Source organism: Nitrosomonas supralitoralis (assembly GCF_003011925.2).
Lineage (GTDB): Bacteria > Pseudomonadota > Gammaproteobacteria > Burkholderiales > Nitrosomonadaceae > Nitrosomonas > Nitrosomonas supralitoralis.
Map to the genome: position 1 here is coordinate 84,473 of NZ_PXXU01000003.1, position 13,781 is coordinate 98,253.

The following is a 13,781-nucleotide window of genomic DNA, read 5'->3' on the forward strand; positions in this document are numbered from 1 at the left end:
TGATGGGTTTCAATTAACTCTAATTCTGCGATTCGTATCCAAAGCCTTGCAGTGATAATTGCTGATATTGTACTTGGATTTATCAGTTTAAAAAGCAAAAGCATTGGGGTGAGTGTTATGATTCAGCGTGCTGTTCGCTGACAATGGATCTATGTGCTTTATATCGAAGAGGCGTTATTCAGGATAGAGAGATGGTGAGGTATAAAACGAGGCAGTCAAGTTATCAGTGGTTATTTTCGCAACGATTGTTGTTTCTGTCCGTGCTGATCTCTCTGTCCGGTTGTATCTCGCCGATGGCGTTGAATCGCGCTGTAATTGCTTATGATGAAGCGATTACCGATTCCGTATCGCAGCAGCTATTGGTTAATATCGTACGGGCACATTACCGGCAACCGGTACATTTTACGGGTGTGTCCAATATTGCGGCCACCTACACTTTTGTTGCCAATGCAGGTGCTGCGCCTGCGTTAGGGGGCCTTGCAGGTGCAACGCTGATGCCAGTTTTTGGTGGTAGTCTGGCTGAGAGTCCTACGATTAGCATTGTCCCGATCGAAGGAGAAGAGTTCACCAAACGCTTGCTGACACCGTTTCCGCAAAGCAAATTGACGTTGCTGCTGCGTCAGCATTTTGATGTTGACATGCTGTTGCGAATGATGGCGCAGGAAGTGCGCATGATACATCCTGAGCAATATGGTGTTCATCGCAACGATCCTTCGGATAAAAACGGTTATGAAATGTTCCGTCGCGTGGTGCTGCATTTTTCCGCGATTCAAGATCATAATCAGTTGTATGTCGAGCCGTTATTGCTGAAACATGCCTGGAAAATTCCGTCCAACTCAATTGCGCCTGATAGCTTTCAGTCGCTGCAAAAAGAATTTATCGTGCACTATCATGCTGAGGATGATAGCTATACTTTGCGCAAACAAATTCCTGGACCAGTTATGATCACCAACTATGATCCCGATACGCTTCCTGAAGCAGAGCGCGAAGAGCTGAATGAGCGCGCTAGAGACTGGGACGTCAGCGATATTGCGTTTGATATCCGTGCCGGTCATTATGGCGGCGAGTGGCCAATGAGCGGTGTTTTCCGGCTGAGAAGCTTTCATTCGATCCTTGGCTTTCTCGGCAAATCACTCGGTTACGAGAAGGGATATCATGTCGAGAAAGATGCAAGAACACCGCCTATCCTCAATAACGAGAATCCTGATCAAACCATGGAATTTGTAGTTTCTAGTCTGCCATCTCCGGATGTCGATTTTTCTATCCGCTGGAAGGAGCGGTACTATGCGGTCAATACTATCGGACCGCATGCGCGCTGGAATCGGGATGGATTTCAGCTATTGTTCTTGTTGTTTCAAATGACTGTCACTGATCTGCCTCGCATTGGTGTGCCCAGTATTACGATTGCCAAATAGTTAAAATTTTGAAACCAATGCCTGAAAGTCGATACGTTATTAGAATTTAAAGTAATTAATTCAGAGCATATCTTGCGTAAGAATTAAGATACCGATATTTGCAAGGCAAGGAGTTCGATTTCATGAATCAAATGATGCAGGGTATAGAATCTTCTAATGATCCAATAGGTGTTATCGAGGAAATTCATGGACCCGTTGTTGATGTGGTCTGTGAATTTTTGCCACCACTGCATCAAGCTTTATTCTGTATTGTTGAGCATCAAAATTATGTTTTCGAAGTCCATCGTCATCTTGATGCACGCCATGTTCGGGCAATCGCCTTGCATTCAACAGCGGGGCTTCGTCGCGGTTTGACAGTGTTTGACAGTGGCGGGCCTTTGCGTATCCCGGTCACACCTGATTGTCTGAACCGTGTGCTGGATATGTTTGGGGCGCCGCTTGATGGTGAATCGCCACTGCAGACATCGGAAATGCGCGATATCATTGTACCTCCCGCTTTACTGACTGATACGGCGCCTTCTGAGGGTCTCCTGGAGTCAGGTATCAAGGTGATTGATTTGCTTTGTCCTTTTGTTAAAGGTGGTAAGACTGGGTTATTCGGCGGTGCCGGTGTCGGAAAAACCGTTCTGATTATGGAATTTATGCATGCCATTGTCAGCATGCACCAAGGTGTTTCTGTCTTTGCGGGCGTCGGTGAGCGCATTCGCGAAGGCCATGAGTTGTGGCATGAAATGCAAGATGCTGGCGTGATGCCGCGTACGCTGATGTTGTTTGGACAAATGGATGAATCTCCGGGTGTACGGTTCAGAGTGGGTTTGTCAGCATTGACGTATGCCGAATATCTTCGCGATACTTTAGGTAAAGAAGTCTTATTATTGATAGACAATGTATTTCGCTTTGTCCAGGCGGGTAGTGAAATTTCTGGCTTACTTGGGCGCATGCCTGCAACGGTGGGCTATCAACCGACCTTGATGAGTGAGGTGGCGGAATTGCAGGAACGGATCATTTCAACTCGTGCAGGCAATATCACCGCGGTGGAAGCAGTGTATGTGCCGGCGGATGATATGACGGATCCCGCAGTGAGTACGATACTGGCTCATTTGGATACAACGGTTATTTTATCTCGAAGCCAAGCAGCCAAAGGCATATATCCCACAGTTGATCCATTGCAATCATCGAGCAAAATGATGGATCGTACATTTCTCGGCGATCGTCATTACCAGGTTGCTAAGAGTGTGCGTGAACATCTTGCACGTTACCAGGAATTAGAAGATATTATTGCGATGCTGGGTTTGGAAGCATTATCTGAGAATGATCGCCGGATTGTTATGCGTGCACGTAAGTTACAGCGCTATTTGACACAACCGTTTCATGTAATGGACGCGCATAGCGGTATCCAAGGAGTGTCAGTCAAATTGGATCAGACACTGACTGACTGCGAGTCATTTTTAAACGGTGATTACGATGGCGTTCCAGAAGAGCAATGCTATATGCGCGGATCCATGCAGGAGGAGGGGTGAAGACATTTACTTTGCATCTTCAAAGTGCCACGCAATACAATCGTGTGGAACAGGTAACCTGTTTTGTGGGGGCGGATATTTCGGGTAGTTTTGGCATTCTGGCCGGACATGCGCGTATGATGACGGCGCTCAATTATGGATTAGCCCGTTATCGCTTACAAAATGGCGATTGGTGCTATCTGGCATTCCCCGGTGGGATTCTTTATTGTCTGGATAACCAGCTTTACATCAGTACACGACGTTATCTTTCTGATACCGATTATCAACGTATCAGCGCAGGATTACTGGAGCAACTGTTGGTTGAGGAAACGCAGTTAAAAAGTATCAAAGATAGTTTGCGCCAATTGGAACAGGAGATGCTTCGCCGCTTATGGCAAATGGGACGGAGTGGAATCAGGGGATAGCGATCATGGATGACAAGCAATTGCGCAAATCTGTCGAACAACAAATCAAGCGTATGCAAAGGGCTGAGAAAGAACGCCCAACATTACTGGCGCAATCAATATTCATGGGAACATTATCTTTGCTCTTTGTTTTACCCGTTATCCTTGGCGCTTATCTGGGTAATTGGCTGGATGATAAATCAGAAAGTTATTCGATTCAGTGGACGATTGGATTGATAGTGGTGGGTCTTATAATAGGCATGGTCAATGTCTATTTATATGTGCGGGAACATCACTAATGGATAACCCGGTTGTAATATTTTATGTTGGACCTTTCGGCATCACCTCCATTGTAGTCACTACTTGGGGGATTATGCTTACATTAGGTATTTTTTGCTGGCTTGCAACTAGACGCCTTGCGCTTGTTCCTGGGAAGGTACAAACCATGCTGGAGGGCCTGGTCTTGGCGATAGAAGATAATATAAATACTGTTATACCGGACCATACGCAACAAGTGCTGCCCTTTATTGCAACGTTATGGATATATATTGTGACTGCAAATCTTACCGGATTGATCCCGCAGCTACATTCCCCAACCGGTAATTTTTCTGTAACTGCCGGGCTTGCATTACTGGTATTTCTATCGGTTCATTGGTTTGGAATAAGCAGTGGAGGCATTCGCAACTATTTAAAACATTATTTAAGTCCAACTCCACTACTATTGCCTTTCCATCTGATCAGTGAAGTGACACGAACCATTGCACTGGCGGTCCGCTTATTTGGCAATATTATGAGTCTTGAGTTGGCAGCATTGCTGGTTCTGCTGGTAGCCGGTTTGTTGGTTCCGGTACCCTTATTGATGTTGCATGTGGTCGAGGCTCTAGTACAAGCCTATATATTTGGAATGTTAGCGTTGCTTTATGTTGCGGGTGCCATGCAATCGCAACGGGAAAGTAATAAAGGAATCAATTAAAGGAAGCAATATATGAGTGATATGACTTGGTTCACGGTACTTTCTACCGTAGGTGCTGTATTAGCGGTAGCCATAGGCATGATGTTTCCAGCATTGGCGATGGGTCGTGCAATCAGCCAGGCGCTGGATGCGCTGGCGCGGCAGCCGGAAGCTGAGAAATCCATCATGCGGATATTGTTTATTGGATTGGCCATGATTGAATCCTTGGCGATTTATGTGCTGGTGGTTGTGTTAGTAATACTGTTTCGCAATCCACTGCTGGAATATCTGGTTCATTAAAAACTCATAAGGCCTATGGACCTCGATTGGACTACCTTTGTTCTTGAAATAATTAATTTTCTGATCCTGGTGTGGATCTTGAAGCGGTTTTTATATCAACCGATCCTCGGGGTCATTGCCAGGCGTCGAGCAGATATCGATAAATCGTTATCTGATGCATTACAAATCAGAAATGAGGCAAACGAACTAAAATCTAAGAATGAACAATACCTGGCTGAATGGGAGGCAAAAAAAGAAGCTGCTCAAGCACAACTTAACACAGAATTGGCATCAATACGTGAAAGTAAATTGGCCGAGCTAGAAATAAGAGTAAATGAAGAAGCGGAACGTAGGCGCGTTCTGGCTGAGCGAAATCGTCACGAGTTTGAGAGGTCGATGGAAGAAAAGGGCATTGCACAAGGTGTTGCATTTACCAGCAAGCTACTCTCGCGATTGGCTTCTCCTGAGCTCGAAAACAGGCTCTACATAGTGCTCATGGAAGATTTGCAGGGACTCAGCCAACACGATAAACATGAGATCGCCGTAGCTGCAGAAGAACCGGGGTTGCAGATCAAAATACAAAGTACATTTCCGCTGGATACCAGCAAGCGTGGAGAGTTAACGCGTTCATTGCACGAAGTAGCGGGGAAAGCATTGCCCGTTGTATTTAATACAAACCCGGAGTTGATTTCCGGGTTCCAGATTGACATTGGTGCATGGATTCTGCATGCCAATTTGCGCGATGAACTAAAGTCATTTGGCGGGGTGCTGCGGCATGCTGGATGATATGTGTAATGCCTAACATTACTAATCAACCCGATTCTCTCTTAATCAGGCAAGCCGAATGGTTGTCGCGCTATCAATATAGTTTGCGTTTGTCGGAGCAAGGGACTGTCATTTCTGTGGGTGACGGTATTGCCTGGATTAATGGATTGCCTTCGGCCTGCATGGATGAAGTGGTGCAACTGGAAGACGGCAGCAGCGCTCTGGTATTTCATCTGGCTCATGATCGGCTAGGAGCAATCTTGCTGCATCAGACGGGGCAACTAACTGCTGGAACCCAGGCTTTCCTGACAGGGAACCGACTCAGTATTGGTGTGGGTGATGCTTTGCTCGGACGAGTGATTGATCCATTGGGTATCCCCCTTGATAGTGCCGGATCTATTTCTTTTAGTACTTATCGTTTTATGGATGTACGCTCTCCGCCAATTATTGCGCGCGATTTCGTAGCGCAGCCCTTGTACACCGGTAATAAAATCATAGACACCATGATTCCGATGGGTAAAGGCCAGCGACAACTGATTGTTGGAGATAATGGAAGTGGCAAGAGTACCTTAGCGATCGATACTGTCATCAATCAGCATGAAAAAAATGTTTATTGCATTTATGTTTTAATCGGACAGAAGCGTTCTACCGTGGTTAGTGTGATAGAAACGCTCCGTCGTTACGGGGCACTGGCCTATACCGTTGTGGTGGTGGCAGAAGCGACAGCCATGCCGGGCCTTAAATATTTGGCCCCGTTTGCAGGTTGTACAGTGGCAGAAGCCTGGATGGCTGCAGGACGAGACACGCTGGTTGTTTATGATGATTTGAGCACTCACGCACGTAGTTATCGTGAGCTTTCGCTATTGTTGCGAAGACCGCCGGGCCGAGAGGCATATCCCGGCGATATTTTCTATCTGCACTCACGTTTGTTAGAACGTTCAACGCGTTTATCCGCAAAACAGGGTGGCGGCAGTATGACGGCACTGCCGATTGTAGAAACTGAACAGGGCGAAATTGCTGCGTATATTCCCACTAACTTAATTTCAATTACCGATGGTCAAATTTATTTTGATCGTCAACTTTTTGCGCGTGGTTTTTTACCTGCAATTGATGTTACCCGTTCGGTTTCTCGTATTGGTGGTAAAGCCCAGCATGCGGCAATCAAGAAAGAGGCGGGGCGCATGAAACTCGATTATCTGCAGTTTCTGGAACTGGAAGTTTTTACCCGATTTGGTTCGAAACTGGAGGCCAGTATGGAAGAGCGAATAAAGCGAGGACAGATTCTTCGCGAAATCCTCAAACAGGATCAACTTTCACCACAATCTGTTGAATTTCAGATGGCATGGCTGGTGGCCTATAACGAAGGTTTATTCGATAATCTTGATGTGAATCAGATCAGAGCGCATCTAATGCATCTCCAAAAACAAGTTACAAACACCCGGTTAAACATTGACCAAGGTCGTGATCAATGGAAAGCGTTAATACGTGCCTGGTTAAAATAAATTTTAAATGAGTAAGCGGCGTGAAATAAAAGAGCATCTGGTAACTCTGGATGAAATTGAAGGCATTATGAGTGCTATGAAGAATCTGGCTTTGCTGGAAATCCACAAGCTGGAGTTATTTATAGCAACGCAGCGCCGGTCCGTTGCCAGCATCGAAGCGGCCGCACAGGATTTTCTGAGTTTCTATTCTCATCAGCAATCATACCCGGACAACTTGCAACAACTTTGGATTGTAATAGGTTCCGAGCGTGGTTTTTGCGGTGATTTTAACGAATCCTTACTGTGTTTTCTTAAAGCGCATCCTCAGCAATCGGACATTCTATTACTGGCAGTAGGACGAGGAATTGAAGTTAAATTGCAAGCTGATACACGCATTGCAGCTTTTATCGAGGGACATAGCGTTGCCGAGGAAATACAGCAAACGTTGTTACATTTGTCACAGGTTCTCAGTCGGCTACAAGCGCAAATGAATTTAGCTAAATTGGGGCGTATCAGTGTTGTCTATCATGACGATGAAACAGATGCGATCCAATTGCGGCAAATATTGCCAATAGCAGTATCTGACGAGAATTCGGCTTTTTCGTATCCGCCGATACTTAATCTGGAACCTCATCAATTTCTTTCTCAATTAACCGATCAATATCTTTATGCTGTACTGCACGAAGTGTTTTATGCATCCTTGATGGTGGAGAATCGTAAGCGGCTTGAGCATATGAATAAGGCCATTCATCATTTGCAGCAAAATAAAGCGCAATTAAGCTTGAGCTACAACAAACTGCGTCAAGAAGAAATTACTGAGGAGATTGAAATCATTCTGCTCAGCGTAGAAGCATTGGTTGATGAGGGTAAACCAAAAGAATCGGTGATACCAATGCCTTGATTTTGCTAGGCCAACTCTTCTCCCTGCTCACCGGTACAGATTTTTCCACCTCTCTCGACGTCAATGATATAAACTTTCCCGGCCCCTTGTTGATGCGTATTGGCCGAGGTCATGACTGCACTAAATATGCATTCCACCATTTCATCAGGGGCAAAAATTTCTATACGTTTTCTCGATACATAGGGCGTATAGTCTTGTCTAGGGACTAATTTCTCTCGTCCAAAACCCTCACAATCAGATACGCTCATGCCTGGAAAATTTGGAATCTCGAGGAGTATCTGTGTGAGTTTTGACAACATGAAAGGCTGAATATAGGCGCGGATTTCTTTCACTTTTTACCTCACGTTTCGTATAGTTCTTCAAAATTACGATAAAGCGCAGGGAGCATGGTCAGTGTAAGCAGTGTGGCCGAGATAAGTCCGCCGATAATAACCACAGCAAAAGGTTTGACAGTTTCAGACCCGATACTGGTTGAAAGTGCGGCAGGCAACAATCCCAACATTGCCATCAGCGCAGTCATTACGACTGGACGCAGTCGGCTCACCGAGCCTTGCAGTATTGCTTCGCGTATGGGCGCACCTTCGCGTCTTAGTAAATTGATTCGGGATAACAGTATCACGCCGTTTTGAACGGCTATGCCAAACAGCGCAATAAACCCTACTGCTGCGGAGACACTTAAGTGAACGCCGGTCAGCAATAAGGCGATGACACCGCCAATCAATGCAAAGGGGACATTCATTACAATCAATGCGGCATTCTTGATCGAGTTGAAGGTCCAAAATAAAAGTACAAAAATTAAAATTAAACTGATTGGAACAATGAATGAGAGCCGCTTCATGGCACGTTGCTGATTCTCGAATTGACCGCTCCATACAATATGATAGCCTGGCTGTAGTGCAACCTGCTGAGCAATTTTTTGCTGGGCCTCAGCTACAAAACTGCCTTGATCGCGTCCGATCAGATTGCACTTAATCGCAATGCGACGCACATTATCCTCACGGCTAATGCGAGCGGCACCCTGATTAATTCTGATATGCGCTAATTCAGCTAAAGGAATGCGACTGCCGCTAGGGGAAAGTACAGTCAGGTTCTCAATCGCAACGACTGAATTTCGCATCGACTCAGCCAAGCGTACAATAATATCAAAACGACGTTCTCCTTCCAGCATTTGAGTTGCGGCTTTGCCGCCTATTGCCAGTGAAATCACATCTTCCACATCGGTCACATTAATGCCATAACGGGCGATCTTGGCGCGATCAATGGCAATGACCATTTGAGCCAATCCCGATTGTTGTTCAGCAGCAATATCTGTAGCACCTTCGATGGAACGTAAAATACCCGTGATTTGATCAGCTTTTTCCTGGAGAATACTCAATTCCTCACCGAAAATCTTAATTGCAATCTCGCCTTTAACTCCAGAAATGGCTTCTTCTACATTATCTTGAATTACCTGTGAAAAATTAAGTTGTAATCCGGGGAATACTTCTAGGCGTTTTTGAATTGCCATGATCAATTCGTCTTTAGTGCTAAAACGCCAAATTTCCTTGGGCTTGAGGTCGATGAGAATCTCCAAGTTATTGAATCCTTTTGGGTCGGTGCCGTCCTCCGGGCGTCCTACGTGAGTCAGGATCGATTTGACTTCGCTAAATTCACGTAAACTGGCACGAATGTCTACCTCCAATGCTTTTGCTTTACTCAGCGAGATTGGTGTTGGTAAGGTAATCGTCAACCAGATATTACCCTCATCCAACTTGGGCATAAATTCGGTGCCAATCCAGGGTGTAGCAGAAAGGGTTAAGACCAGTGTAAGGCCAGAGCCAATAAATAACCTGCGGGGATGGCGTAAAACAGCTTCCAAAAATATCCGGTAATACCGCTCCATATTTTGCACCAGCGGATTGTGTGATTCAGTGAGTCTGGGTCCAAGCAAGTAGCTTAATAGCACAGGCACTAAGGTTAAACTGATAATGAGCGAACCTATTAAAGCAAAACTAAGTGTCATGGCCATTGGAGAAAAGATCTTTTCTTCGACCCGCTGAAAAGTAAAAATAGGCAAAAAAGCCATGATAAGAATGGCTTTGGAAAACAATATGGGGCGAGCCATTTCCGTTGCCGTCATGAGCATGGATTGTCGCATATGCGATTCATTTTCCTGTTGCTGCATCTCCAGGGTCATTTTAACTAGAATGGCTTCGGTCAATACTACTGCGCTATCTACGATAATGCCAAAGTCGATAGCACCCAGAGAAATCAGATTGGCTGAAACATGCGCAAGATTGATCAAGATAAAAGCGAACAATAATGACAGTGGTATCACTGCAATTACAACCAAAGCAACCCATATTCGACGAAGAAAAATAAGTAGAATTAAAAAAATTAATACTGTGCCTTCCAGCATATTGTGTTCAACGGTATGAATTGTGTGTTGTACCAATTCAGTACGATCGTAAATAGGTATGATTTTGACGCCAGGAGGCAAGCCATGGTTATTCAGATATTCAATTTTTTGTTTTACGCCATTGATAACATCGATAGCGTTCCTTCCTTTGATCAGTAAAACTATGCCTTGAACAATATCATCAAGCTCGTTATATCCCACAATCCCAATACGCGGTTGCGTCCCTATAACGATATCGGCAACACTTTTTACAAAAATGGGAACGTCATTTTGGCTAGAGACGATAATATTGCCAATTTCTTCAGCAGACTCTAACAAACCAGTCCCTCGTATTACCAATGCTTCATCGCCATACTCGATATAGCCACCGCCGGTATTGGCATTGTTTGCGTTGATGGCTTGATAAATTTCGGTTAATGTTAGTTTGTAATCTCTGAGCTTATAGCCGTCGACCAGTACCTGATACTCCTTGACACCTCCTCCGAATGCTACGACATCGGCGACTCCCTGAACAGAACGGAGGGTTCGTTCGATCAACCAATCCTGTAGTGCTCGTTGTTCTTTTAAAGGAAGATCGGGTGCTTCGATACGATATCGATAAATTTCTCCTACACCCGTTGTTAAAGGCGCGAGTACCGAGTTTGCTGACTGAGGTAACTTGACAGTTTTCAGCCGTTCCAGCACTTGTTGACGTGAAAAGTAATCTTCTGCGTCATCATCAAAAGTTAAAGTGACAACCGATAATCCAAAAATGGATACAGAACGCATGTTTATCAGATGCGGCAATCCGTTCATTTCTTTTTCGATCGGTTGCGTTATGAGTTTTTCCACCTCTTCCGGAGCCTGACCGGGGTACTGAGTCACTACTTGCACGAAGATGTTCTGTACATCAGGAAAGGCTTGTACGGGTAAGCGTCCAAACGATATGAGGCCAGCAATGACCAGTACTAATGATGCACCAATAACAAGCAAGCGCTGCTGCAGGCTGAACGCAATGATGTGATTAATCATTACAATCTTCTTTTACTTTGTAGTTGCGCATTTTGCTCAGCATGCAATAGCAACGCGCCATCAATTACCAATTGCTCACCCACATTAAGTCCTTCAAGAACGACTGCGCGATCCTTGAGGCGTAATCCGGTCTTGACCCAACGTTTCTGATAATGATAATCACCCATGTTAACGTATACCCAAGCCGATTGACCTTCGGTAAATAATGCGGTCAATGGTACGACAACAGCCAGGTCTTTCGGGTTGCTTTGTACTTCAATAGAAGCAAACATAGCCGGTAATAATTTATTTTCCGGATTAGGCACAATACAACGTACTTTGACAGTACGTGAAGATTCATCAACTATTTGGCTAATGTAGCTGACAGTTGCAGTATGATTTTCATCGGGATAGGCTGGAACCCGGAGCAATACTTGTGCTCCGACATGAATTGAACCGATATCCTTTTCAAAAATATCCATTTGAACCCACAGTTGTTTCAAATCAGAAATAACAAACAAAGGGGTGTCCAGGTCTGATCTGATTTCCATGCCAGGGTTAATATTACGTTCGGTGATAGTTCCGGAAAGTGGGGCACGCAGTACAAAGCGATCGTCCAGGTGCATGCTGTGTATACCGAGATTGGCCAATTTTAGACGTGCCCGTTCTGTTTCATTGCGGATACGGTCTAAATCAGCTTCGGCTTGTTCCACATCCTTAAGTGGAACGCTATCGTATTCATAAAGTTTCTTTTTTCTTTGATAAATTCTGGTCGCCAAATTTAATTCGGATAGAGCGTTTGCATAAGTGGATTGTGCTTGCCCAAGTTCCGGGCTATCCAACTCTGCCAACGCATCATTCTTGTGCACATAAATGCCGAGTTCAGCAATGTTTCCGGCTACACGGCCGGAAATGGGCGAAGTAACACGACTGGTACGAGTTTCATCATAGACAATTTTTCCGGTTACCGGAGCCATGATGGGTCGTTGAAACAATTTCACCACAGACTCTTTTATGTAGGTATGCGCCTGTGACCCGGGGTTGAGTATCACCTCATTTGATGGTTGAGTGGTGAGTTGCTCAACCATCTGGCCGGTTTGTGGCTGGCAAGCTATTAGCATCAGTAACAAACTGGATAGTCCTGTACCGAATCGGATGTAATAGATGTGATTTTCCATGATCGCACTCAGGATTTTGATTTTTACCCGATAACAATCAAATAAATTCTTACTCAAAGTATTTGAACCTTAGGCTTGGTGTCAGTTTTGATTGCCATTGTCAGGAAATAGCGTGCAATGCAACGTTTTACCATGGCAATCATCTGGCTTTCCTCCAGGCAAGTTACCTCCTGATAAAGTGCCGGTGCGATCGACACAAAATTACGTAGCAACTGTGGATCGAAATGACTGCCACTATCTCGTTCAAGTTCGGCAAGCGCGTCATGCACAGTCCATGATTCCTTATACGGACGTTTGGAGGTCAGTGCATCGAATACATCGGCAATGGCGAATATTCGTGCATTCAAGGGAATTTTTTCGCCCTTGAGCCCCTCTGGATAGCCGCTGCCATCGTATTTCTCGTGATGAAAATGAGCGACATCGCATGCGCCTTTGAGCCAGCTGGATTGTTTTAATATATCCACACCCAGCGTGACATGCGTTTTCATAATCTCAAATTCCTGTGGGGTCAATTTTCCTGGTTTTAGCAAAATGGGGTCGCGGATTCCGATCTTGCCGACATCGTGCAGGAAAGCTCCTGTGATCAGATTAAGAATGTTTTCCTGACGAAGTCCGAGCATCTCTCCCAGTCGGAGCGAATAAAATGTAACGCGGTAATTATGGCTGTTGGTATCGGAGTCGCGTTCTGCAATGGCGCAACCCATCACATTCATCAACTCCAGATTTCCTGTTAAAAGATCGGTAGACAGTTTGGTCAATTCACGATTGAGCGTCAGCACAATAGGATACATCAGGAGAGTGGTAAATGTGATGCCAATAGTGATCAGTAACAGTGTGTGAAGCAGTTCATTCTTGATCGCATCCTGGGTCTTTTGATCGACCTGATAAATGCCTTCGAAGTAACCGATTAACGTATGCTGAGGCCCTTTAATTGGAATCAGTATGAGTAGCAGCAATTTACCTTGAGTTAAGTGAAATTCTTGGAAAAAATCGCCATGCTGAGGGAAATTGTGGCGATGGCTGTTGATCCATTGCTCGGTCGTTTCTTGTCCCTGACGGATTGCCTCGACTCTTAGTTGTTTATTGACATCATAGAGCTCAACCACGAGGAAATTGTGCTTAACCAATTGTTGTGCCAGATGGGTTAAGTGCTGATAAGTCGAAGCATCCAGTTGCTCCAGGTCATAGGGAAATTCATTGCTGAGTGCCGCAGATTCCTTGGATGCAAGCTCATGAACAAATTGCTGGAAGCGCGAAATTTCAAGCCATAGGACGATACCTCCAATCGTGAAGCTGAGTAATAACCATCCCAGAAACAGGCGAAGCAGGATTTTCCGATGAACAAACTGGCTGATGGCAAGTGCTTCCTGTGAATCAACCTTGATATCAATATCATTCAAAGTGCTGGATTTTGATTCAGTCATATTCGGATTTCCTTGCTTGAAATCTGCTGTCATAGCACATCGATATCTTACCCGATATCTGAGGCAGATAAATAATGTATCAAGTCGCGTGTTAA

13 protein-coding genes are annotated in these 13,781 nt (G+C 45.0%); 9 read left to right on the forward strand and 4 right to left on the reverse strand.

Features of this window, described 5'->3' with window-relative positions; translation table 11 throughout:
* Positions 1-191 precede the first annotated feature (191 nt).
* The 9 genes from C7H79_RS01590 (at position 192) to C7H79_RS01630 (ending at position 7,696) form a co-directional block, all read left to right on the forward strand.
* Positions 192-1,415, forward strand: a complete 1,224-nt coding sequence (locus C7H79_RS01590; protein ID WP_197714570.1) for a hypothetical protein — start codon at positions 192-194, stop codon at positions 1,413-1,415.
* Between the two features lie 122 nt (positions 1,416-1,537).
* Complete coding sequence (gene atpD / locus C7H79_RS01595) at positions 1,538-2,935, forward strand: F0F1 ATP synthase subunit beta (protein ID WP_309477315.1); 1,398 nt, start codon at positions 1,538-1,540, stop codon at positions 2,933-2,935.
* Positions 2,932-3,339, forward strand: a complete 408-nt coding sequence (locus C7H79_RS01600) for a F0F1 ATP synthase subunit delta/epsilon (protein WP_106705546.1) — start codon at positions 2,932-2,934, stop codon at positions 3,337-3,339. The genes atpD and C7H79_RS01600 overlap by 4 nt, the downstream gene beginning before the upstream one ends.
* Positions 3,306-3,617, forward strand: a complete 312-nt coding sequence (locus tag C7H79_RS01605) for an AtpZ/AtpI family protein (protein WP_242447083.1) — start codon at positions 3,306-3,308, stop codon at positions 3,615-3,617. The genes C7H79_RS01600 and C7H79_RS01605 overlap by 34 nt, the downstream gene beginning before the upstream one ends.
* Positions 3,617-4,291 carry a F0F1 ATP synthase subunit A gene (locus tag C7H79_RS01610; RefSeq protein WP_106705548.1) on the forward strand — a complete coding sequence of 225 codons (675 nt, stop codon included), beginning with the start codon at positions 3,617-3,619 and terminating at the stop codon, positions 4,289-4,291. The genes C7H79_RS01605 and C7H79_RS01610 overlap by 1 nt, the downstream gene beginning before the upstream one ends.
* A gap of 12 nt (positions 4,292-4,303) precedes the next feature.
* A complete protein-coding gene (locus tag C7H79_RS01615) occupies positions 4,304-4,570 on the forward strand; it encodes an ATP synthase subunit C-like protein (RefSeq protein ID WP_106705549.1) in 267 nt (88 codons plus the stop codon).
* Between the two features lie 15 nt (positions 4,571-4,585).
* Positions 4,586-5,335, forward strand: coding sequence for a F0F1 ATP synthase subunit delta (locus tag C7H79_RS01620; protein WP_106705550.1), 750 nt, complete (start codon positions 4,586-4,588; stop codon positions 5,333-5,335).
* An 8-nt stretch (positions 5,336-5,343) separates the two neighbouring features.
* Entirely contained in the window at positions 5,344-6,816 is a 1,473-nt protein-coding gene (locus C7H79_RS01625; RefSeq protein ID WP_197714571.1) for a F0F1 ATP synthase subunit alpha, read from the forward strand.
* Between the two features lie 7 nt (positions 6,817-6,823).
* The gene (locus C7H79_RS01630; protein ID WP_106705552.1) at positions 6,824-7,696 is read left to right on the forward strand and encodes a F0F1 ATP synthase subunit gamma; all 873 of its coding nucleotides are present in this window, start codon (positions 6,824-6,826) and stop codon (positions 7,694-7,696) included.
* A gap of 5 nt (positions 7,697-7,701) precedes the next feature.
* On the opposite strand, the gene C7H79_RS01635 is transcribed toward C7H79_RS01630, so the two are convergent.
* Genes C7H79_RS01635 through C7H79_RS01650 form a run of 4 tightly spaced genes read right to left on the reverse strand, consistent with a single transcriptional unit; the run spans position 7,702 to position 13,686 of the window.
* Positions 7,702-8,028, reverse strand: a complete 327-nt coding sequence (locus C7H79_RS01635; RefSeq protein ID WP_106705553.1) for a P-II family nitrogen regulator — start codon at positions 8,026-8,028, stop codon at positions 7,702-7,704.
* A gap of 8 nt (positions 8,029-8,036) precedes the next feature.
* Positions 8,037-11,105, reverse strand: coding sequence for an efflux RND transporter permease subunit (locus C7H79_RS01640; RefSeq protein ID WP_106705554.1), 3,069 nt, complete (start codon positions 11,103-11,105; stop codon positions 8,037-8,039).
* Positions 11,105-12,262: an efflux RND transporter periplasmic adaptor subunit gene (locus C7H79_RS01645; protein WP_106705555.1), complete on the reverse strand. Its 1,158-nt coding sequence runs from the start codon at positions 12,260-12,262 to the stop codon at positions 11,105-11,107. Before C7H79_RS01645 ends, C7H79_RS01640 begins: the two co-directional genes overlap by 1 nt.
* Positions 12,263-12,315: 53 nt before the next feature.
* Positions 12,316-13,686 (reverse strand): HD-GYP domain-containing protein, encoded by a 1,371-nt coding sequence (locus C7H79_RS01650; RefSeq protein ID WP_106705556.1) that lies wholly within the window; start codon positions 13,684-13,686, stop codon positions 12,316-12,318.
* Positions 13,687-13,781 lie beyond the last annotated feature (95 nt).

What these genes read in the sequence shown, in the direction of transcription:
- C7H79_RS01590 (WP_197714570.1), top strand. Translation starts at nt 192, where the DNA reads ATGGTGAGGTATAAAACGAGGCAGTCAAGTTATCAGTGGTTATTTTCG.
- atpD (WP_309477315.1), top strand. Translation starts at nt 1,538, where the DNA reads ATGAATCAAATGATGCAGGGTATAGAATCTTCTAATGATCCAATAGGT.
- C7H79_RS01605 (WP_242447083.1), top strand. Translation starts at nt 3,306, where the DNA reads ATGGCAAATGGGACGGAGTGGAATCAGGGGATAGCGATCATGGATGAC.
- C7H79_RS01610 (WP_106705548.1), top strand. Translation starts at nt 3,617, where the DNA reads ATGGATAACCCGGTTGTAATATTTTATGTTGGACCTTTCGGCATCACC.
- C7H79_RS01615 (WP_106705549.1), top strand. Translation starts at nt 4,304, where the DNA reads ATGAGTGATATGACTTGGTTCACGGTACTTTCTACCGTAGGTGCTGTA.
- C7H79_RS01620 (WP_106705550.1), top strand. Translation starts at nt 4,586, where the DNA reads ATGGACCTCGATTGGACTACCTTTGTTCTTGAAATAATTAATTTTCTG.
- C7H79_RS01625 (WP_197714571.1), top strand. Translation starts at nt 5,344, where the DNA reads ATGCCTAACATTACTAATCAACCCGATTCTCTCTTAATCAGGCAAGCC.
- C7H79_RS01630 (WP_106705552.1), top strand. Translation starts at nt 6,824, where the DNA reads ATGAGTAAGCGGCGTGAAATAAAAGAGCATCTGGTAACTCTGGATGAA.
- C7H79_RS01640 (WP_106705554.1), bottom strand. Translation starts at nt 11,105, where the DNA reads ATGATTAATCACATCATTGCGTTCAGCCTGCAGCAGCGCTTGCTTGTT.
- C7H79_RS01645 (WP_106705555.1), bottom strand. Translation starts at nt 12,262, where the DNA reads ATGGAAAATCACATCTATTACATCCGATTCGGTACAGGACTATCCAGT.
- C7H79_RS01650 (WP_106705556.1), bottom strand. Translation starts at nt 13,686, where the DNA reads ATGACTGAATCAAAATCCAGCACTTTGAATGATATTGATATCAAGGTT.